Annotated in this window: 18 protein-coding genes and 1 pseudogene; 5 read left to right on the top strand and 14 right to left on the bottom strand. The window is 60.2% G+C overall.

Annotated elements, in window-relative coordinates; translation table 11 throughout:
* Positions 1-93 precede the first annotated feature (93 nt).
* The 5 genes and pseudogenes from DI606_RS14755 to DI606_RS14735 form a co-directional block, all read right to left on the bottom strand.
* Positions 94-531, bottom strand: a pseudogene (locus tag DI606_RS14755) (transposase); the annotation flags it as partial.
* 313 nt (positions 532-844) lie between these two features.
* Positions 845-3,145 (bottom strand): TonB-dependent receptor, encoded by a 2,301-nt coding sequence (locus DI606_RS14750; RefSeq protein WP_293984390.1) that lies wholly within the window; start codon positions 3,143-3,145, stop codon positions 845-847.
* On the bottom strand, positions 3,060-4,076 hold the full coding sequence (locus DI606_RS14745) for a FecR domain-containing protein (protein ID WP_293984388.1): 1,017 nt from the start codon (positions 4,074-4,076) through the stop codon (positions 3,060-3,062). Before DI606_RS14745 ends, DI606_RS14750 begins: the two co-directional genes overlap by 86 nt.
* Before the next feature lie 76 nt (positions 4,077-4,152).
* On the bottom strand, positions 4,153-4,713 hold the full coding sequence (locus DI606_RS14740; protein WP_293984386.1) for a sigma-70 family RNA polymerase sigma factor: 561 nt from the start codon (positions 4,711-4,713) through the stop codon (positions 4,153-4,155).
* A 102-nt stretch (positions 4,714-4,815) separates the two neighbouring features.
* The gene (locus tag DI606_RS14735) at positions 4,816-5,331 is read right to left on the bottom strand and encodes a superoxide dismutase family protein (protein ID WP_293984384.1); all 516 of its coding nucleotides are present in this window, start codon (positions 5,329-5,331) and stop codon (positions 4,816-4,818) included.
* A gap of 198 nt (positions 5,332-5,529) precedes the next feature.
* On the opposite strand from DI606_RS14735, the gene DI606_RS14730 reads away from it, so the two are divergent.
* Entirely contained in the window at positions 5,530-5,949 is a 420-nt protein-coding gene (locus tag DI606_RS14730) for a DUF2141 domain-containing protein (protein ID WP_293984382.1), read from the top strand.
* Between the two features lie 11 nt (positions 5,950-5,960).
* Here the strand turns inward: DI606_RS14730 and DI606_RS14725 are convergent, their stop codons facing one another.
* From DI606_RS14725 to DI606_RS14700, 6 genes are all read right to left on the bottom strand, one after another.
* Positions 5,961-6,593 carry a class I SAM-dependent methyltransferase gene (locus DI606_RS14725; protein WP_293984380.1) on the bottom strand — a complete coding sequence of 211 codons (633 nt, stop codon included), beginning with the start codon at positions 6,591-6,593 and terminating at the stop codon, positions 5,961-5,963.
* Positions 6,593-7,225 carry a tetratricopeptide repeat protein gene (locus DI606_RS14720; RefSeq protein ID WP_293984378.1) on the bottom strand — a complete coding sequence of 211 codons (633 nt, stop codon included), beginning with the start codon at positions 7,223-7,225 and terminating at the stop codon, positions 6,593-6,595. Before DI606_RS14720 ends, DI606_RS14725 begins: the two co-directional genes overlap by 1 nt.
* Positions 7,226-7,249: 24 nt before the next feature.
* Entirely contained in the window at positions 7,250-8,005 is a 756-nt protein-coding gene (locus tag DI606_RS14715; RefSeq protein ID WP_293984376.1) for an SDR family NAD(P)-dependent oxidoreductase, read from the bottom strand.
* Complete coding sequence (locus tag DI606_RS14710) at positions 7,992-10,031, bottom strand: AMP-binding protein (protein WP_293984375.1); 2,040 nt, start codon at positions 10,029-10,031, stop codon at positions 7,992-7,994. The genes DI606_RS14715 and DI606_RS14710 overlap by 14 nt, the downstream gene beginning before the upstream one ends.
* Entirely contained in the window at positions 10,028-10,570 is a 543-nt protein-coding gene (locus tag DI606_RS14705) for a thermostable hemolysin (protein WP_293984374.1), read from the bottom strand. The genes DI606_RS14710 and DI606_RS14705 overlap by 4 nt, the downstream gene beginning before the upstream one ends.
* Before the next feature lie 251 nt (positions 10,571-10,821).
* Positions 10,822-11,025, bottom strand: coding sequence for a hypothetical protein (locus tag DI606_RS14700; RefSeq protein ID WP_293984373.1), 204 nt, complete (start codon positions 11,023-11,025; stop codon positions 10,822-10,824).
* Between the two features lie 926 nt (positions 11,026-11,951).
* Here DI606_RS14700 and DI606_RS14695 point away from each other — a divergent pair.
* From DI606_RS14695 to DI606_RS14680, 4 genes are all read left to right on the top strand, one after another.
* Entirely contained in the window at positions 11,952-14,390 is a 2,439-nt protein-coding gene (locus tag DI606_RS14695) for a TonB-dependent receptor (RefSeq protein ID WP_293984372.1), read from the top strand.
* Positions 14,391-14,633: 243 nt separating this feature from the next.
* A complete protein-coding gene (locus DI606_RS14690; RefSeq protein WP_293984371.1) occupies positions 14,634-15,386 on the top strand; it encodes a TetR/AcrR family transcriptional regulator in 753 nt (250 codons plus the stop codon).
* Between the two features lie 234 nt (positions 15,387-15,620).
* Positions 15,621-16,106 carry a nuclear transport factor 2 family protein gene (locus DI606_RS14685; protein WP_293984369.1) on the top strand — a complete coding sequence of 162 codons (486 nt, stop codon included), beginning with the start codon at positions 15,621-15,623 and terminating at the stop codon, positions 16,104-16,106.
* 73 nt (positions 16,107-16,179) lie between these two features.
* The gene (locus DI606_RS14680) at positions 16,180-17,016 is read left to right on the top strand and encodes an SDR family NAD(P)-dependent oxidoreductase (protein WP_293984367.1); all 837 of its coding nucleotides are present in this window, start codon (positions 16,180-16,182) and stop codon (positions 17,014-17,016) included.
* A 73-nt stretch (positions 17,017-17,089) separates the two neighbouring features.
* Here the strand turns inward: DI606_RS14680 and DI606_RS14675 are convergent, their stop codons facing one another.
* The 3 genes from DI606_RS14675 to DI606_RS14665 form a co-directional block, all read right to left on the bottom strand.
* Complete coding sequence (locus DI606_RS14675) at positions 17,090-18,082, bottom strand: aldo/keto reductase (RefSeq protein WP_293984365.1); 993 nt, start codon at positions 18,080-18,082, stop codon at positions 17,090-17,092.
* Positions 18,083-18,196: 114 nt separating this feature from the next.
* Positions 18,197-19,201 carry an alpha/beta hydrolase gene (locus tag DI606_RS14670; protein ID WP_293984363.1) on the bottom strand — a complete coding sequence of 335 codons (1,005 nt, stop codon included), beginning with the start codon at positions 19,199-19,201 and terminating at the stop codon, positions 18,197-18,199.
* Between the two features lie 234 nt (positions 19,202-19,435).
* Positions 19,436-21,658, bottom strand: coding sequence for a molybdopterin-dependent oxidoreductase (locus tag DI606_RS14665; protein ID WP_293984361.1), 2,223 nt, complete (start codon positions 21,656-21,658; stop codon positions 19,436-19,438).
* Positions 21,659-21,767 lie beyond the last annotated feature (109 nt).

The following is a 21,767-nucleotide window of genomic DNA, read 5'->3' as shown; positions in this document are numbered from 1 at the left end:
AACCCCATCTTGACCCACCCCTGACATCCGAAACATAATCGCAAGGTGGGTCACTTCTCGATGAAAACCCCGGGTCACTTCTCAGCGGCAATCAACACGCTGGGCTTCCATTGCAGATTCTCGAGCGCGGACCAGATCACGCATGGCTTCATGCCCGCGATCAGGCACCCAGACCGCCGTCAGTTCACCTGCACGATGCAGTTTCGCTAGGCTCACCGCATCGCGGCGGTTAGTCTTCACGCGATCCCCTGGACGTTTGGGTATCAGCGATGGTGCAACAACTATGCAGTTATGGCCCATCTCGATAAGCTGACGGTAAAGCTCGTAGCCAGTCGGTCCGGCCTCATAGCAGAAGTGCAACGTGGCGCCTCGTTTAGCCAGCTTTTGCACGGTGGCCGAAACCGAGGCTGGATCCGAAGCAATGTCGCCGTGGAACCTCACTTCACCGCCACGCTCGCCGTCAGCGATAGCGACAGATATCTTCAGTTTTGAGACGTCTAAACCGACGAAAAGGCTGCTATTCTGCTCCATGGTTCGCCCTCGCTAAGCTTGAGGCTCGGCTTCGGCCGCTCCGAAGCAACCCCCGATATGAGCTTACGCCGAGGGCGGGCCACCTTCACCCCGGAACATACGGCCTTAGCGGTCGTTCACCAGCGACGCGGGGAACGGCAGGTATTGTCAAATGCCGTCATTCGGCGATTGATTTTCTGATCTCATGGGCCGACTGAGATCGGCCGATAGGCGAACGCTTGGTTCCAGGCAGGTATGGGCGATTGCTACCTATAGCGCACGCAGCCTATCGCTCGATCGCAACCCCGTCGACACTATCAATGAAATGAAGTTTTCAAAGATGGGTCTCAACCCTGAGCGATAGGGTTCGGGGCTGAAACGGTGTGCGTTGATCAAATGAGCGAACGGTGAATGGATTTCCGAACCCAAAACTGTTTTCGCGCTGATCGAGAAAATTGGCGACGGTGATGCCCACCTTCCAATTCCCTTTCGAAATGTCGGCACCCACATCGCCTATCCAAAAGTCACCCATCGGACGCCCCAGCGAGGGATCAAAACTCAATCGTGCAGGTCCTGTGTAACGGACTGACATAAAGGCATGAAACGGCAGGTGGGCGAACATCCGATTGTAAGACAGTTTCAGACCACCGGCATAGTCGGGTAGCACCGGCAAACGAGTGTCGTCGCTCAAGGCATTGGCGGCAGACGAAGGGCGATAGAGTCGGCCATGCTGAAGCGTCAGGTTGGTTTCGAGGGTGAACGGCTCCGCTCGAAACATACCCGACAGCTCGGTGCCGACGTTGCGCGCTGTACCTGCATTGATCGTCCTGATGAGGTTGTCGGTGCCGAGAATGTCGCTCTGCACATTCTCCCAGCGCAGACCGAAAAGACTGCCGTTCAAGCGTATTCTATTGTTGGCCAAAGCTATTCGCCAGCCAAACTCCATGCTTTTGAGATCGTCCGATCGGAAGGAGTGCGACTGTGGATCTCCGTTTGGATTGATCCCGCCCGGTCTTACCGCACTGGCATAGCGAACCCATAAGATCGCATGTCCATCGGGGTGCCATGATAGATTGATGCTGGGCGTCAGGCCGCTCTTGCTAGCATGTTGTCGGGCCCGACCGCTCTGTTCATTGTCTGCACGCGCGAGATAGGCCCGCGCGCCGATCGTGGCGGACCATTTGGCGCCAAATTTTTGTGTCGCTTCACCGAATAACGCGACTTCGAGGCTGTCATTATGCTGCGATGTCACCTCAACCGCCGATGACCCGTGCGGCAGAAAGCTGTCCCGCAATGTATTCTCCGCCTGCAACACATTCGCTCCAACGACCCAAGGCCGGGTCGCGACAGCATCGCTTAATCGAAGTTCCTGCGTCCCCAGTCGCAGCTGGCGCGAGTCCTGGAAAGCGAGCGGTGCTGCATAACCCAGCAGGCCTGCCTGAGAGGTCGCATCAAAAATACTGCTGAATTCATGGGTCACATAAGCCGTTGCCGACGTGACATCGAGCGCGCCGACCTTGCCCTGCACCGTAGCCGTAGCGGCCAGAAAATCATTGTCATGGGGTTCGGCCAGGGCCGTACTGCGTTCAAGCCGGTGAAAGGCATATTGGCTGTCCCGAACGTTGAGCCATTGGGCCGTCAGTCCGAGATCCGCGTGCCAGGTATCCGCGAACTGCCATCCAAGCGTAGCACGCGTGCCGAACCGGCGGCTCCGATTTACATTCTGCCGGCGACGCTCGGCGTCATCGATCCAGCCGCCGCCCTGATCCGCGTAAGCCGCGATGCGCACGGCCACCCGGTCGGACAGGATCGGCGCGTTGATGACAGCTTCTCCTGCCCCGCCAAAGCCGCCATGGGCGACCTTCGTGGTTTCCATGGCTGCCAAGCCAGTCCAGTGCCGAAGGTCAGGCTTGTTCGGCATAATACGGACTATCCCGCCCAGAGCGCCGGAACCATAGAGCGTACCCTGCGGCCCGCGCAGCACTTCGATCCGGTCGATGTCGACCATCCGCAAGTCCGGGTCGGGGGTCGCGAAGCTGACCCGCGCTTCATCGAGAAACAGATTGACCGTCGACTGGGTCGAGCCGTTAAAGGCGCTGTCCGCCACCCCGCGAAGAAATATCCGGTCGCGTCCAGGGCCGAGATTCGTCGTGACGACCCCTTCGGAGAAAGCGAGCAAATCATGCACGCCACGATGCGCCGCCGTAGCTTGGGCAAAGTCGGGGCGCAGCACCGTTACGGCTATCGGCACCTCGCGAAGCGGTTCATCCCGTTTGCGTGCGATGACAATGATGTCGTCCGGCTTTGCTATGATGAGGGGGCGAGGCACCGCAGGCATTTTGGCTGGCGCAGGCTCCATCCGCCAGATATTCGGACCGACAGATACAGCCTGCAATCCGGATCCTTTGAGCAAACGTCGCAGGGCGGCCTCGGGCTCCATCCTCCCATGGATGGATGGCGTTGGATGGGCGGGAATGGTTCCCGCCAGCCCGACCGAAACTCCCGTCTGTTTTGACAGTTCAGCCAATGCCGATGGCAAGGTTCCAGCGCTAATGTCGATCTGTCGGGGCTGCGCCCTTGCTTCGCTCAGGCAGCCGCTGGCGATCACTGCTGCTGACAAGGCGAAGCGCACCATGCGCTTCCAATGCCCTGACCGGCAGCAGGGCTTCGATCTGCCGGATGAGGCCGGTTCCATCACCGATCGCAAAAACCCCCGAAACCCGAATATTGCCAATTACCGGATCAACCTCGACCGGACGCCCGACATAACGCGAAATATCTATGGCGACCAGCGAAAGGGGGGTGTCCTGATAGACGAGCTGGCCGCCCCGCCATGCACCGATATTGGCGATGTTCACCGGCTTGACGCTGGCCTCTCCCGTAGCGGCGGCAACATCTATCCTTTGCCCCGCGATGACGGTCGTGCCTTTCCCGTCGCCGGGTCCGACCGTCAACCTGCCCTCGCTCACCGCAACGCTCAGCCTTTGTGGCGTCAGAGCCACGTCGAAGGTCGTGCCGATGTCGCGCACCTCATAATTTCCTGCCGAAATGACGAGTGACCGCGAAGGATCATGGCGAATGTCGAAATAGGCCGCGCCATCCTGCATCTCGATCCTGGGTGAATTGCCGTCGGCCAAAGCCAGAAGAGAATTGCGATCCAGCAGGATTTGGCTGCCATCCTTGAGGGCGATCGTCCGCGTTTCCGTAGGTCCGGTACGATAGGCGATCATTGCGTCGGGTTGGACCGTGGCCCATCGCGGCATGAGCATCAGGGCGATCGCCGCCGCAATTGCCGTGCCGCCAATGATCCACCAGCGGCGGCGGGGTGTGTCGGGCTGCCAGTCAGGCTCGATATCGTTGGCGGGCAAAGCCGCGAAGATGCCATCGCGACAGTCATCGATATCGGCATCCAGAAGTGCAACCGCTTCATAGGCTTCGCGATGCGCAGGGTCGGCATCGAACCATGCAGCAAACGCATCCCAATCCATATCGGGCGCATCGAGGCGGGCATGCCAATGGGCCGCCTCCATCACGATATCGCTTCCATCTTCAGCGGACGTGGTCATGTCGACCTCCTGCCCATAATCGTCACCCCTTTACGGTCAAACGCCGCCGACAGACCGCCACCCCAGTTTTTGCTCATCATCGCTGCATCGCCTCGCGAAGATGGCGCATTGCGACGGCCATATGCTTCTCCACAGCACTGCGGGTAATGCCCAGTTCCGCCGCCACTTCCGCATGACCAAGACCTTCCACCTTGTGCAGGCGGAAAACACGGCCCGCTCCTTGCGGCAGTGCTGCAATCGCTGCCGCCAGCCGTTGTGCCCGTTGTCGGCTGTCGACCACCTCGTCCGGAAGCGGCCCCTCATCGGTCGATTCGCCGCCTCTTTGCTCGATCGCGATATCAGACCAGCCTTGCTCGCGCCTGGCGCGACGCTGCCCTTCGCGAACGCGGTCGAGGACGATGTTCATGCCGACCCGGTGGAGATAGGCAAGCGGACTGGCGACAGGCCCGATATTTGACCGGGCCACATGCAGCCAAATCTCCTGCACGACATCTTCCGCCTCAGCCGGACTACCGGTGCGACTGGTGAAGAAACGCAGGAGTTGCGGTCGGTGCTTTGTCAGTACGGCCGTAAGACCGCCGACGTCATTATGTAATTCTTCGACGACCGACCTCCTGCCTGCGGCCCCAGGGGACATGTATCGGATCGGCCTGCTCGTGGAATGGCAGAGCGTTGATCGATCCCCGACATATGACACAGGATTGGCAAATAAGTCGCCAGAGAAAATGCGCGCCCTTATTCACCGAATTTCGGCGCAGGCTATACGTTCTCCCGCGCCCCCAATAGGCTGTGTCATATAATCGTCAGCCTTGGCGTGTATGACAATTGCCGATCCATCCGTGTCGAGCAGAGCGGCACGCCCAGCGCTGGCCCGAAACGCGACAAAGGGCGAAAATATCTCGGCTGCACCGCTGCCATTGGCCGCGACAAAGAGGTTGGGAAGGTCGCCCAAATCATTGGCATCGGGGTTCAGCAACCCATGGACGGTCGGCGTCATCATGTGGACATGACTGCCCGCCGATTTGAACATGGCGTCCGAACAATCACCCTTTTCATGGAAGTGAACCGCGTGCCAGCCCGGCGTCAGTCCGCTTACTTCGATATGGACCAACACCCCTTTGGGTGCGTCGGTAAGCGTGACCTTACCGACCTCAGCACCACCTATGCCCTTGAGCTGATACGTTACGGCCGTCGATGCAGGGGCGGCGGCGGCAAGTGACAGCGAGGCGAGCAGGAGCAGGGCCGGACGGTGCATTTGGATTCTCCACATCTGGGGATCAAGCCGTTGTGACCCAGTGAGACGCCGCCATCCGCAAGCCACCTCAGTCATCAAAAGCCTGCTGAAAATAGGGACTGAGGTACCAGCAATCTGGCGGCGTCACCACTCTGCCAATCCGCGCAGGGCGTGTGGAACAGGGAGAGCCAGATGCGACTACACTGCTCAAAGATATTGTTGTCCGTTTTCGGATTGTCTGTAGCTGCGCCTCTTCTTGCCGCGCCAACATCTGGTGCGGGCGACGTCGACGTGACTGCAGAGCAGATCGTTCCAGGTTCAGGAACGATCCGGTTCATACTCTATCGCGGCGCGGATGGGTTTCGACATGAGGATCACGCCTTTCGAGAGTTGAGCATGGCGGCTGGCTCGACGAGCGCTTCCGTTCATTTCAAGGATTTGCCCGCTGGAGATTATGCGGTGATGGCTTATCACGACGCCAACGGCGACCAGAAACTCAACCTGCGATTCGGGATGTTCCCTAAGGAAGGTTGGGGTTTATCGAACAATCCGAAAGTGATGGGACCGCCCAGCTACAAGGCGTCGAGCTTCACCGTCGACAAGCGCAACCGTTCGATCATTATCGACATGCACTATTGAAGGGTGGGCAATCAGCCGGCACGGGCCAGCGCGAACAATCCTTCCACGCCGGGTCCGACTGATTGGCAGCGGATGCTGATGTTCATTGGATCGAAACCGCCCTGAACGAGCGCGTTGTACAATTCCTCCTCGTCATAGAGGCGATGATAGCCTTCACGGGTGAACGCCCATTTTTCCATCGTCTTCCTGTGCGTCACATAGGCGACCAGACGGCCTTTTGGCCGCAATGCCCTGCGGATGGCAGCGATCATGCCGCTGTCTTCAGCGCAGAAATACAGGATGTTGAGCGCAAGTGCCGCGTCGACGCTGCAGGGTGCGCAGGGCAAATCTTCCAGTGTCGACTGGTGCAATCGAACGGATGCTCCGCCGCTAATCTTTGCCATGCGCGCCCGTGCGCGGTGTATCATCGTCGCCGATTGGTCGATTCCGATGATCGAGCATGCCGCACGCCGCAATATTTCCACGCTGGCCGCGCCGGTCCCGCAGCCGGCGTCCAGTACCGTCTCTCCGAAATCCGGTTGCAACAGATCGACGGCCATTTTCAACGGCGCGCGATTGGCCAGGTCCATCGCAGCCCCGCACAGCGATCCCGCAAGCCCTTGCGGTTCGGCAAGTTGGCGCGCGAGGCTCCGGGCCAAACCCATCAGGCGACCTTCTTCAGGAGCGCCTGAACTTCGCTCCGACGGCCAGCGTCCCAGACAGTTCGGTTGGGATCGTGCGGCGCACGCAACGCCTTGAGCAGTGCCGCTTTGGCACCAGCCTTGTCGCCCTGATCATACAGGAAATCCCCCCAGAAATAATTGGCATCGAGACCATTGGGATCGAGCGCGAGTGCCTGCTGGAGCAATTGCCGCGCTTTCGCGTCATCACCAAATCCTATCGGCGATCCCGGAACCTTGTAGTAGAGCACGCCCAAGCTCATCGCCGCGCCGCCATTGCCGGCTTTCGGATTGATCTGATAGGCCCGCGCAAGAATGTCGCGGGCGCGCGTGGCGAGGCCCAGCTTATGGAAGAAATTGGCGCGGTTCGCCTGTTCGCTCACCACAATGCCTTGCCAGAGCAGCGGTTCGGCCTGCCCCGGATAACGGGCGACGATGACATCGGCCTGATGCGACAGCTGGTCTAGCGCCGTCGTCTGGTGGCTCGATCCATTCATCTGATAGGATATGCGCGCCCAGCCATCGTTAATGGCTTTCACATCCTCAGGCATGCCGGCGATGGCGACGGTCGGCAGTGTCAGGGCGATGATCGCCGCAATCATAGCTTTTGATTTCATGGCTTTCTCTCCTATTTTTCGGATTCAGCAGAACTCGGCCCGCGCACGACGAATTTGCGGGGCGATGCCGTTATCGATAAGTCGCGGGGCGACGGCGTTGATGATCGCATAAATCCGCTCCATCCAGCCGATGGTGACGGTCTGACGCCGATGGACGATCGCTTCTACAATCCGGTTTGCGACCATATCGGGTTCGTCGGCCTTCATATTGGTGATGTCGAGGAAGCGATTGACCTCGCTATTGTTGAGCGGGGTCTTGGCCGCTCGAGGGCTGACATGGGTCACGCCCACACCGCTGCCAGCCAGTTCGCGCCGCAGGCTTTGGCTCAGCGCCGCCAGTCCGGCCTTGCTGCTGGAATAGGCAGCGAACCAGGGATAGGGGATCGCCCCCAGCACCGAACCAATATTGACGATCTGCCCGTCTCTCCGCGCACGCATCGGCGCGGCGACGGCTTGCGCCAGAACCGCCGGCACATAGAGGTTGACGCGATAGCACAGCGCCAGCGCTTCGCTTGGTTGATGCTCGTGCAGGCCGAAACGCATCACACCCGCCAGATTGACGAGAATATCAGGCGTTTCCTCAGCCAGGTGCCGGGCAAGAAGGGTGAGAGCGCCTTCATCAGAGAGATCGCTGACGAGGCTTTCATCACATGCCGGACATTCCACGCGGTCAACGCCGGTCACATATGCGCCCTCCGCTCGTAGCAATCGTGCGAGGGGCGCCCCCAGCCCGCCAGCGGCACCGGTTACGACGATCCGCTTTCCCTCAAGCCGCGACATCGACATTCTCCATCGGTATTTCTGCAAACATCCCGCCGAAAAGATCGAAAATGTCGTTGGCCATTGCGACGATCGCCGCTTCGTCTTCCTGGTCGTCGAGGCGGTTCACCAGATCTTCGAAGAAGCGCATATGCTCCTGATCAAGCGCACCATGCGACGTCAGATAGGTGAAGGCAGAGGCTGGCAGTCCAAGGCTGGAACGCACCGCCTCCGCACCATGGCTCGCCAGCGCGATGCTGGTGCCCTCCAGCACGAAGACCATGCCGAAAAAGGCGGCCGGATTGCCCAAACGCAACGTCGCATAAGCGTGATCGACCATGCGCGCGGTTACCGGCGACGCCCCCTTGGCAACCACTGCTTCGGTATTGCCGCCAGCTGCGCGAATGTCATTGAGGATCCACTGCTCGTGACCTTCTTCCTCCTCAATATAGTCGTCGAGCGCCTCGGTGAGCATCGGCTTATGCGCAAGGCCCGATCGGGCAAGCCGCATCAGCGGCACCGTATGGCTCACATGATGATAGGCCTCGGCCAGATAGGCGAGATAGGTGGCCCGACTGATCTGACCCGCAAGGCCGGCCTGAAGCTGCGGCACGGACAGCATTCGTGCCCGCGCGGGCGCCGTTTCGGCGCACAGTCTATCGAAAAATGGCCGTGCCGCCATTCGATCCAATATGGCGGCACGGCGTAAGCGGCCGTTGGGCGTCAATGTACCGTCCGTCGGCATGAAGGGGCGGCACGGCTGCCATTGGCCGACGCGGGCATAGACGGGCAATTCCGCGTTCGCTGCCGCTACGCCTGCGGCAATGTCCGCATCCATGGCGGATGGGACGATAAATGCGCGCAACGCGGCTTCGCCATCGCCATAGACCATGGCCTGAGCAATCTGGGGCTGCGCAACCAGCTGCTCTTCCACCCATTCCGGCGCCACATTGCGGCCGAAGCTGGTGATGATCAGATTAGACTTGCGGCCCACGATCGACAGCCGGCCATGCTCGTCGATCGATCCGATATCGCCGCTATGAATGGGTCCGTCTTCGCGGGGCTGGCCGACCGTACCCAGATGGAAATGCCCCTGAACAATGATCTCTCCATCAGGGGCAAGCGATATGCCTGCATGGCGCAGGGGCTGGCCGACCGTACCGCGATCACTCTCATCCAGCGCTTCAAGGCTTATGACCGAACCACATTCGGTAAGGCCGTAGCCCTGCACAACGGGCAATCCGACTTTCTCGGCCCTTTCCATCAGTGACAAAGGAACTCTGGACCCGCCGACCGCCACCAGCTTCAGTGCGTTGAGGCGACTCGCTGACTGTTCGAGTCGGTTGACGATGCGAGCGAGATATTCGGGAACAAGGATAAGGCTCGTAGCGCCGCTGTCTGCAATGGCCTCAATCAGCCGTACATCGTCAATCATGAAAGGATTGGCGAGGCCGATCGCTGCCGACGGGCGGACCAGATAGCGGCCCCCGGCAAGCAAGGTCGCGTAAAGCCCTGCCACATTTTCCAGTAGCACGCCCAGCGGCAGGATTGGGAAATGTACGCCCGCCATGCTCTTACCCAGCCTGTCGACGATCGCTTGCGCCGTTTCCAGCATCAATTGATCGCCAAGACAAATGCCCTTGGGATCGCCGGTCGACCCGGACGTGTAGCTGATCTTGGCAGTCCCTTGCGGGAGATTACGAGCAGCAGGATGATGCAGAATGATGCCGTCCTTGCCGATCGTCGCCACGGCGCCGGCATCTGCAAGCGCAGCCTTGCGCTGATCGGCCGTGAAGAAGGGTGGCAAGGGAATGCAAGGTCGGCGAAGTTTCAGCAGTGCCAGGTCGGCAAGCGCCCAATCGACGCCATTTTCGAGATCGATGGCAATCGGACCAGGATATTCGACCTGCACATCGATCCGATCCGCCACTTCGGACACGGCTTGCCACAACGCGGCGTAAGTGACCCTTCGCAAGCCGTCGTCCAGTGCAACATGGTCACCCTGTTGATGGGCGGAGGCGAGGATGGCAGCAAGCAGAAGGCTCATGCGCGACCTCCCGTGGAAAATGCCCGCAGCGCGTTCAACCCCTCCGCAATTTCGCCCGCACAGACAATCGGCTGCATTTCATAATAGCTCCCCCAACGCTCTCGCATTTCGCTTCGAAGGAGTCCCGGATCAGCGGGCAACAATTCGATGAACGGTAGCCCGATGCGCGCGAACATCCTGCGCAAGGGCAATGTCAGCGTCGCAACGGCGACCTCATGCTGATCCACAAGCCGAACGGCGGCGTCTCCCCAAAGTTGCAATATTGCTGCCGTGGGCGCCGCCGCCAGACAGCCGATCTCCGCAATCGCATTGCGATGGATTGAGCGGCCTAACGCCCTGGAAACAGCCTGTTCGATCGATTCCGCAATATAGGTTTCCAGGAACAGTTGCTCATCGGCTGCGCTCCGAACGGCCAGAGCGGCTAATGGCTTTTCAGACGGCGCATGAATTACGTGCCAGTCTCCATAATCCATGCAAGGCATCGCGCCATGCTGCTGTGCAAATCGATCGGCAACAAAGGCCCGGACGGCTTCGCTCATCACCACACTCACGCTGTTGTGTCGGATCGACGCCGCTGCGTGGATGGCACCTCAGTGCGACTGCACGATTTATTTTGGCCCGACTATCGCCCTCACGGATCCAAACGTCGGTAAGATCTTCATCCTCTCTCGCACGGAGCGGCCGCCCCATAATCTGCGTGGGACTGAGTTCTGCTTGGCATCATCACACAAGCTACCATATGTGCTGGAGACGTTATCAGCGCGCTCGAAGTCGCGCTCCGCATAGCTATCTATGCCGCGCCCAATCCGGCCTCATTTTTCGCAGTGAGTTGCGCGAGATCGGGCGCGAAATCGTCTTCTTTATGGTGCCTTCTCCTGTCGAGATCGGTCGTTTGTCGATTGATCTTGGGGAGCATGTTTTCGCTTGCCGATCGATGCCCAACTCGAGACGCAACCGTTTCAATCGGGTAAATTTGTTCGCAGCCATCGATCATTCTTCCTCGAGAGGCAGCGATCTTACCATTGTAATGTCAGCAAAGGTGCGATTGCATCACAGATGCAGAAACTTTGTTGTTAGCGGTTTTCGCGCTGGTGCCAGAACATACGGGCTCTGCAAAAGGCGGGTTCTGGCCGAAGCTGCCGTTCAAAGCCCGCTCGGCGAACGACCCAATTTGGGTCGATAGCGACGGCTGCCCGGTATGCAAAAGGGGAGCCAATTCCGCTAAGATATGCATAGGGATGATTGGCCGCGACTCGCGCCCACAAAGAATTCGATTCCCGGCATTGGGAATAGAACCCGGATAAAAACAAAGCTTGATGGTATGCTCGATGGATGAGCAATTTAATGTCGGAGAAAATCACTTTTCTTCAGATATTTAAGATACCAATTCGATTCCGGCTCGGCTTCGAGCATCTCCAGCGACGGTTCGTATGGTCACTAAATAGGGAGCCTCGACCAAAGAGCTCAAAGGGTTCGGAACGACCAGGGTCGGCGTTGACCCGATGCTCGTCGCTTAAGAACGGCAACCCATAGAGCCTGATCGGATTGGAACGATTCAGGATTTCTGTTAACCGGGAAATGTGATCCAAGCGGCTGGCCGGGCAGGCGGCCATCAGCAAAAGCGCGTGTCATGCCCGGGATCTTCGTGGGCCTGTTGTCTCATGCTTGGCGTCGGACGGGACGTGCCTTGAAGCCGCGAACGCTGCCCTCAAACGGCTTGGCTATCTTCGTCAGCTCTTCGCTGCCAGTGCACACGATGAACAGACTGAGAATAGCACAGCTTCGGGCACCATCTGTTCGAATACGAAACGACAAACTCCCACCGCCCACCAGAAAAACCGACGTTTTTGGAAACCGTCTGGTTATCCCCGGCGCGCAAGAACAAAGTGATAAAAATAACAATATTGAGGGAGAGGAAAAATGGACAAGAGGGTAGAGAAATTATCTTATTTGCCGTCTGTCGCCATAGTCTGCGCGATTTTCACGGCAAGCCAGGCATCGGCGCAGGAGGCAGGGACGAAATCCGCCAAGCGCGTGCAGCTTGCGCAGGCCAATTCCCCGGAAGCATACAGCAGCATAACGGACGATATCGTCGTCACCGCGCGGCGGTCCGAAGAGAGCATCCAGTCGACGCCGGTCTCGGTCACGGCGTTCAATAGCGAAATGCTGCGCGAATCCGGTATTCGGCAGACCAGTGACCTCATGGTCAAGACCCCCGGCGTGTATCTCGGCGGCTCCGGCGGGCGCGAAAATTCGACGTTCCAGATCCGCGGCCAGTCCAAGGCGCGCAGCGGCTTCAACGCCCCGGCCGTGATCAGCTATTTTGCGGACGTCCCCCTGCCCACCTTCGGCAGCAGCATGGAAACCTTCGATCTTCAGTCGGTGCAGGTGCTCAAGGGCCCGCAGGGAACGCTGTTCGGCCGTAACACCACAGGTGGCGCGGTCCTGTTCTACCCTAAAGCCCCGGACTATGAATTTGGCGGCTATGTCGAAGCGGGCTATGGCAACTACGATCACAAGCAGTTGGAAGCTGCCGTAAGCATACCGATTGTCGACAACAAGGTCGCGCTACGCTTGGCTGGCCGGTATGAAAAGCGCGACGGCTACACGCGCAATATAACATTGGGCGACGATATCGACGACAGGAATATCCACGCGTTCCGCGCGTCGCTTCTGCTTGAACCGACCGATGCCATCCGGAACCTCACGATCTTCGATTATTATCACAGCGATTATAACGGCGACGGCATCGTCCTCACCGGCATCCGCGCCTCTGCGCCGTTGTTGCAGGCCGGGACACGCGCTGCGGCGCTGGGCGTTTTGGCCAGGCAGCAAGCCCGTGGTCCGCGAAGCGTTGAAAGCGACGCTGTTCCCTTCAACAAGTCCACGCGTTGGGGTGTGACCAACCGTACCGACGTCGACCTTTCCGATAATTTGCAGGTCGTGAACATATTCGGTTATCGTCGAACCTATCTCTCTTACGTTTCCAATACCGACGCACTTCCGCAGCTGACCACCACGACGCCGTTTCCCGGTGCGCCGGTCGGATCGCAGTTTACCAACCTCAACGGCGCGGCGATCATCCATTCCGAGCAGATCACCGAGGAACTGCAGTTCAAGGGCTCGCTCTTCGACGACAAGGTCGACTGGTTGCTGGGCGGCTTCTATCTGCACAGCAATCCCTATGGCGCCAACGGTACGGGTTCGAAGCAGTTCAGCACGGCACCGGTAACCCAGCCGATCACCTTTTTCGGATACAACTTCCTGACCGAAGACAGTCGCGCCGTGTTCGGAAACGTTGCCGTCAATCTCGATAGCTTTGTGAACGGATTGAAACTCAATCTGGGCGCCCGCTATACGTGGGACAAGTTCAAATCCTGCACCGCCAGTGAGGGTGGCGCCAACCCCGGTCATATCGGCCCGGACGTCTGCGCTGATGGAGGCGCTGCCTTGATCAACCCCCAGACCAATCGTGGAAAGTCGAGCGCTCCGACATGGCAGGCGAGCCTGGAATGGCAGGCGACGCCGGATCTGTTCACGTACATCGTCACGCGCCGGGGTTATCGCGCAGGTGGCATAAACTCGCCGACGCTTGCCGGACGTCTCATTCCGTTTCAGCAGTTCGGGCCGGAGAAAGTCACCGATCTGGAAGGGGGCTTTCGCAGTGACTGGAACGCGGGCGGGGTCAAGCTCAGGCTGAACGCCTCGGCCTTTATCGGCTGGTACAATGGCGTGACAACGTCGCTCAGCGGCTTTCGGACGCTTCCCGGTTGCGTGCCAGGGGCCGGATTCCCCACTTCTCCGGACGGCGATTGCAACACCTCGAACGATCCCACCAACGGCGCGCTGACGGTGAATGCAGGCAAATCGAAAGTCTGGGGAATCGATGTCGACGGGTTCATCGCGCTGTCCGACAACTTCAAGCTGACCTACGCCGGGAATCTTCTACGGCCCAGCACGACCAGCTTCGACGTATCGCCGGTCATCGCGCCCTACGTCCCGTCGGGAACCGTGTTCGGCTTCGACTTCGTGACCAGGCATACTTATGCGCTTGGCGCGGAATATAATGCGAAACTCGGCGCCGATGGCGATCTCGCCGCGCGGCTGGACCTTTACCACTCCGGCAGCCAATCCTTCGGCGGTACTCTTTTGCCGAAATATACGATCGTCAATGCCCGGATCGACTTCAACAACATCTATGGCAAGCCGATCGATATCGGCCTTTGGGCCACCAACCTGCTCGACAAGAATTATGCCCAGCAGGGCGTGATCACCGGTCCCAATGCAGGCATCGAAGGTTCCATTTTCGGGCCGCCCCGGATGTACGGCGTTTCTGCTCGCTTCAGGTTCGGCAGCTAAACTTCATTCCACGGTTCCCGCTGCGGAATGACGCCGCCGGGCCGACCCGTCCATGGCCGCTAAGGGGGCAGCCATGGACGGGTCGAATAGCGCGGGCATCTTCGCGAATATCGGACGGGATCGTTCGCCGCTCTCCACCGTGGCGGCCATGAGCACCAGCCGCTTGGCAGGTTTGCAGGTCCGCGCTTGTGCCATAAGCTTTCCCGATAAGCTGCCCAGAGGGCGGATAACGGGGGAGAGAGCATGTCTCAGGGGAACACCAAGCAAGATGCGTTGGAACGCGTCATCCTCGTCGCCAGTGACATGCTGTTGAACGAACCGTGCGAGATAAAGATGGTCAAGATCGCCGAGCTTGCGCGATGTTCGACGGCAACGATCTACGAAGTCTACGGCAGCAAGGACAATCTGCTGGACGACGCGCTGAGCAGACTGATGCTCGAATGGCCCGCCCCTATTCCCCGGCTGGAAAATGACGATCCTTTCCTGTCGCTTCTCTCTTATCTGAAGGCGAGGATCGAGTTTCTCTCCCACCGCCACATCCGGCAGTTGCTGAGCGCGATCTGGCGCCGCCCCGAACGGGCACGGGCGATCGCCATGGGCCTGATGCGCAGACGCGCGTGCTACCGGGATCTGGTGGAACTGGTGTCCGCCTGCATCGACATCGGCATTCTTCGGCCCTGCGATCCCGACACTATCGCCTATCTGCTTTGTTCGGCGTCGACCTATGAGCCCATCATGACGGCCTATTTCCTGGACATTTCCGATCCCGTGGACCCGGCATCCATCATCCGAAAGCTGCTGAGTGCGTTAGTCACCGAGCTAGGGCAGCCCCCATTGGAAGCTTATCTCGCAAAGTTCGGCTCCGGAAGTAACGTCAGCCATTTTCCGCCACGGGGCGACTATCTGCCTTACAGGCCGGACAATGCGTGCGAAGGCTACGTCCGTTCGGCCCTGATGTCGCTGGGTGTTCCATCGCCCTCGGCCTATGCTCAATAGGCTTTGGACGATGGTTTTCATGAAATCGCTGTTTTCAGGATCCGAATGCATGGCGTCGATGAAAGGCGTGAACTTCGGCGACCGCCGGTCTTCGATTCCCTGCCCGTTCCGCTCGACACAAAGCGATCCGGTTACGGTGCCCACCGTGAAATGGGCTCGAATGACGCACGGCCTTCGACCCTGTTCACCGCATAAGCTATGGAGAGTAAAATGCAAAAAAGTTTGGAAGAAAGAGTGAAGGTCCTTGAGGACCAGCAGGAAATCGTCAAGCTGAAGGCGCGGTACGTCAACTATAATGACGGCGGCTGGCGCGGGCCTACGCATACCGATCCCCAGGCGGTGGCCGACCTGTTTACCGACGACGGCATTTGGGACGGCCGACCGTCCAGCGGCTATGCCGAAGGCAAGGCGCAGATCAAGCAGCTCTTCGAAACCTTCGGTGCAGTGCCGTTCATCGTGCATTATGTCACCAATCCGCTGATCGAGGTCGAAGGGGATCGCGCGACCGGGCACTGGCATGCGCTGGTCACGATGACGACGCCGACGAACAACGCGCTTTGGACCTTCGGACTGTATATCGAGGAATATGAGCGGGCAGCCGACGGCTGGAAATTCAAATCCTTGCGGTTCGATACCGCTGCCACGACCCCCTATGAACTGGGTTGGGCAAAGCAGCGTAATCTGTACACGGGAAACCCGTTCGAAGAAGGCAATTTCTGACTGTTTCGGGTGCCCGCCTCCATCGGGCGGACGCCTGCCATCTGCATCGGCATATCAACTAAAGGGCGATTGAATGAGCAAGACTATCGTTGTGACCGGCGCTACGCGCGGTCTGGGGCGCGGGATCGCGCGGGGTTTCGCAAAGGCAGGAGTCACGGTAGCCGTCACCGGGCGTGACAGCGCCGCGCTCGCGGAAGTCGCTTCGGAAATCACCGCGAAGGGCGGCGAAGCCATGACGCTGCAATGCGATCACCGCGATGACAGTCAGGTGGAGCGCGCATTTGCGCAAATCGCGGAAAAGACGGACGGTCGGATCGACCTGCTCGTCAACAACGCCGCTGCGGTCTACGGGCAGGACCTCGTCGCCCCCGGACCGTTTTGGGAAAAGCCGCTCAAGCTTGTGGACATGATCGATGTCGGCCTGCGGTCGAGCTATGTCGCCAGCTATTATGCCGCACCGCTGATGGTAAAGGCGGGCAAGGGATTGATCGCCAATATCTCCTTCTATGGCGCCCGCTCCTATTTCCACGGCCCTGCCTATGGCGCGGCAAAGGCGGGAACCGACAAGATGACATCCGACATGGCGATAGACTTTCAGGATAGCGGTGTTTCGGTGGTGTCCTTCTGGCCCGGCTTCATCCTGACCGATGCGGTCCGCGCACTGCCCCCCGAAATGATCCCCGACGATCTGAAACAGATGATGCCGTTGTGGGAAACGCCCGAATTTTCCGCCGCGGTGCTGGGCGCCTTGCTCGACGATCCCGATGTGGCGACCTATTCCGGGAAAGCCGTAATCGGGGCGGAACTGGCCGAACGCTATGGAATCAAGGACAGTGACGGCAAGCAACCCATCTCCTACCGGTCGAGCATGGGCGATCCCCTGGAATTCCGGGGTCATCCCCAAGTCTGAATAAGGGTGGGGAGGCGGACGATAGCGTCCGCCTCCCCATTCATCCGAAACGCCCGACCGGCGGCAGGCCTTTCTACAAACGCACCATCTTCATGCCCCACTCCTGATAGCGGTCGCCCGCAGTGGAGCCGACAGGGGCGGCGTCTTCCATCGTGCCGATGTCCTCGTCAGACAGCAGCAGATCCGCCGCAGCGATGCTGTCTTCCATCGTCGACCGCCTCTTCGTCCCCGGGATGGGCACGATATCCGGCCCCTTGGCCAGCAGCCAGGCGAGCGCCACTCTCGCCGGCGAAACGCCGTGACGGGCAGCTACCGTCCGAACGGCCTCGACGATTTTCATATTATGGCCGATATTGCCGTCATCGTAGCGGGGATCGCGACGGCGGTAGTCGGTTTCGCTCAGCGTCTCCCGACTGTCGATATGACCGGCCAGAAAGCCTCTGCCGAGCGGCGAATAGGGAACAAAGCCGATCCCCAGTTCCCGCGTCACGGGCAATATGTCTCTCTCCACCCCCCGCTCCCACAAGGAATATTCCGATTGGAGCGCGGCAATGGGATGGGTTGCATGCGCCCGGCGGATCGTCTCCGGCCCCGCTTCGGACAGGCCGAGGTGCCGCACTTTACCCTCCCGCACGAGGTCCGCCATCCCTCCGACGCTTTCCTCGATCGGCACGTTGGGGTCGACCCTGTGGAGATAGAAAAGGTCGATGCAATCGATTCCCAGTCGTTTGAGCGATGCTTCGCACGCCCGCCGCGCATTGGCCGGACTTCCGTCCAGCCCTGCCGCCCGGCCATCGGCATCGAAGGCCATCATGAATTTCGTGGCCACGACCACGTCTTCCCGCCGCCCCTTGATGCCTTCGCCCAATTGTCGCTCATTGACAAAAGGGCCGTAGACTTCTGCCGTATCGAACAGAGTGACGCCCAGATCGATCGCCCGCCCTATCGTCGCGAGCGCCTCGCGTTCGTCGACCGCACCGTAAAAGCCTGCGGCATTGCCCGCCATCGGCATGCACCCGATCCCCAAAGCCGACACGTCGAGCTTGCCCAGATTTCTATGCTTCATGCTGGCCGCCTCCCATTTCCTCCACGCTTATGGCCGATCCTGGACAGGGATTCCTTCATGCAACGGCCTGAAACCGCTATTCTTCTCGCCGGTCGCTCCACATGGCACTGGCATCTAGCCTACGGTCCAGGACGTCAGGGCGAAACGATCGATCGCCGTCTTGAGATTGGCAAAGGCCTGTTGCGCCACGCCGGAGTTCGCCGCCATTTGAAAGCCATGATAGGCGCCCGGATAGACATGCAATTCCAGCGGGATCCCGGCATCGGCCAGGCGGCGGGCAAAATCGAGATTTTCGTGAAGGAACATGTCGAGTGCGCCGATGGCCATGAACGTCTTGGGCAGGCCAGAAAGGTCCGATGCCCGCGCCGGCACGGCATAGGCCGGGACATCGTCGCCGCCCGGCGCCGCACCGAGCAGTGACGTCCAGCCAAAAGCGTTTGAATCGCGTGTCCAGATCAGATCCGCGAACGGCCCGCCCACCGACGGGTCGGTCCCGGTGCGGTCGTCCAGCATGGCGCTGAGCAGAAGGACCGCCTGAAGATCGAACTCCCCGCGATCGCGAGCCAGCAAGGCAAGCGCCGCCGCCAACCCGCCCCCCGCGCTTTCACCCAACACCATGATATTGGCCGTGTCCACAAAGCTCGCTTGATCGGGCTCATGCATCCACCGCAGCGCGGCGTAGCAATCCTCGACATTGCCCGGCGCTTGCGTTTCCGGCGCCAGCCGATAGTCGACCGATACGACGGCCAGCCCGCACTCTTTCACAAGCTGGATATTGCGCGCGTCATTCATCTCGGGCGTGCCGATCACCATCCCGCCGCCATGAATGTCCAGGAGGACCGGCACCCGACCCTCCGCCGCGGCTGGCCGGTACACCAATGCCCGCACCGGTGGCGCGTCACCTTCGCCCGGGATTCTGACCTCCACCCGCGTCACGTCCTTGTCGTCCGCAAGCGGCATGGCGGCAACGGTTTCCGCTACGACGGTACGAACCTGACTAAGAGAGGCGGCAGAGACGGACAGCGGCTCGAACGTATCGAGCAGCGAGCGCAGTTCCGGATCGATCGGCCCGCGCCCGGTAACGACATTGCCTCTGGATGGGAGGGGAGCAGAATTCATGTCCGACGTGCCATGGTTCTCGGGCGCTTCGTTATTCACGGGACATTGTGCTCCTCTATTGAAGGTACAGGGCAGCAGGAATTGCCCAGCTACCCTGCCCGGTTCTACATGCTGGCATGCGCAATCGGGATACACACCCGCGCCGATGCGGAATATTGGGCGGATCGCCCGGTTTGTCGATCCATATATCGGACATCCTTGTCCATCGCCGTTCCAGCGACCGCACCGGGGCTGTCATTCCGCCGCCTCCAGCAGGCGAACGTTGACCGGGATGCCGTTGCACACCGCGTTGCCGGACGCGGGGTCGACCATGCCCGCCGGGCTGATCTGGTTGATATTATATCCCGGGTGCGCGGCGGCGATCGCCATGCGCAGGCCATCGCGATCGTGGCCCCAACCGTGGGGCAGGCAGACCACGCCCTGGCGGATGTCCTCTGTAATCTCGGCAGGCGCTGCGGCCTGCCCTTCCGGACCTTCCACCATCACCATATCGCCCTGCGCGATGCCGAGCGGTTCGGCATCGCGCGGATGGATTTGCAGCGTACAACGCTCCTTCCCCTTCACCAGGGTGTGGAGGTTGTGCATCCAGCTGTTCAACGACCGCAACTGGCGGCGGCTTACCAGCAGCAGCGACGGCACTTCTTCCCTCATCGCCGCTTCCAGCCTGGCGAGATCGTCCAGAAAATGCGGGTGCGAAAGTTCGATCTTCCCGGAGGGCGTCAGGATCGATGCGCCACCCTTGCTCACCGCCGGCCCCAGCAACAAGCCGTCGGGGTTCTCCTTGAAATCGTCGAGCGTCCAACCGCCCGGATTTTCCCCGAACCTGTCGCCGAAAGGCCCGGAACGGATGCACAGGTCCAGAACCCGCTCGGGTCCGCGGTCGGGCAAGGCGGCGGCAGCCACGTCGAACCCGACGCCGACGCTATCGCACATGCGCGCAAAGCAACGGTCGTCCAGCGTCGCAGGGTCCCTTTCCTCGTCTCCCCCGAAGATCGCGCCCAGCCGCAGCATCACTTCGAATTCGGGGGGACGATCGGTGGGAGCGGGCAGCGATGCCGGGGAATATACCCCGCCGCTGGTCAGCGACCAGGGCCACGCCCAGACGTCCCAGTGCGGCTGCTGCAACAGCGAAGGACTGGGCAGGATGACATGGGCATGCGCGGTCGTTTCGTTGATATAGATGTCCAGGCTGACCATGCATTCCAGCATCGGCAGAGCCTGCGCCAGCCGGTCCGATCCCGGCACGCTGATGACCGGATTACCCCCCAGCGTCAGCAGTGCCTTGATCTGCCCTTCGCCCGGCGTGTCGATCTCCTCGGCCATACAGACCGCCGGATATTGGCCGAGCACGGACGGCGTGCCGCGCACGCGCGACGGCTGGCCAAAGACGGGGAAGGACGGCGGCAGGGCCGGGGAAAGCTTGTAATGCGGCGCGACCTGCGTGCTCCACATCGACCCGCCCGGCCGGTCCAGATTGCCGGTCAATATGGCGACCGCATCGACGAGCCAGGACGCAAGCGTCCCGTAAAGCTGAGTGCAGGTACCGATCCGACCGTAGACGGCGGCGCTCGGCGCATCGGATATCTGGCGGGCCAGCGCCACGATCGTATCGGCAGGCACGCCGCTGAAGCTTTCGACGCGTTCGGGCGTGAAGCGGGACGCCGCCTCGCGCAATGCGTCGATGCCGTTGACCAGCCCTTCCCATGCGCCCAGCTTCACCCGGTCCTCACGAAACAGGACGTTGATGACGCCCAGCAGCAACGCGGCGTCGCCGCCCGGCTTGACCCCGATCCATTCGTCGGCAGCGGCTGCCGTGCGGGTCCGCACCGGATCGATCACGATCACCTTGCCGCCCCGCTGCCGTATCGCGCGGATCGCCGCCATGACGTCGCGGTGCGACAGAATACTGCCCTTCGATTCGGCGGGATTGCCGCCCATGATCACGAACAGGTCTGTGCGATCCACGTCGGGAATGGGGATATGCCACATGCTGCCGTACATGAGGTGGCAGCTGACATTCTTGGGGATCTGGTCGACCGTGGAGGATGAGAAATTCTTGCCGAATTTGGCCAGCCAGTGCAGCGGCCCGGTATAGCGCGCCGACGAAAATCCCTTGCCCGACATGTTGCCGGTAAAGCCTGCAATCGCTTGCTGGCCATATTTGGCGCGAACGCCCGATACAAGCTCCTCGATACGCTCGAAGGCGCGATCCCAGCTGACCTCGTGCCAGCCATCGTCCATCCGGATCATGGGCGCCCTGATCCTGTCGGGATCATGATGCAGGTCGCCCAGCGTCGTGCCCTTCGGGCACATATGCCCCTTGCTCCACGCGTTGTCGGGGTCCGGGCGAATGGATGTGACCTTATCGCCTTCGGTTTTCACGACGATGCCGCACATGCCTTCGCACAGCGGGCAAATGGACCTGTGGGTGTCGCCGATTCCAGCCGTGTCGTTCATGGTGTCCGCTCCTAGAGCAGTTTTCGATCATTCTGGTTCATAGCCGCACGATCTGAAGTAGTTGGCGCATTCCTGAGGCTGGAAGATATCGACGAGTTTGCCGATCAAG

The sequence above is a fragment of the Sphingobium sp. genome, assembly GCF_003248505.1.
Lineage (GTDB): Bacteria > Pseudomonadota > Alphaproteobacteria > Sphingomonadales > Sphingomonadaceae > Sphingobium.
Note: the sequence above shows the minus strand (reverse complement) of the source record. Positions and strands in the feature narration are given on the sequence as shown.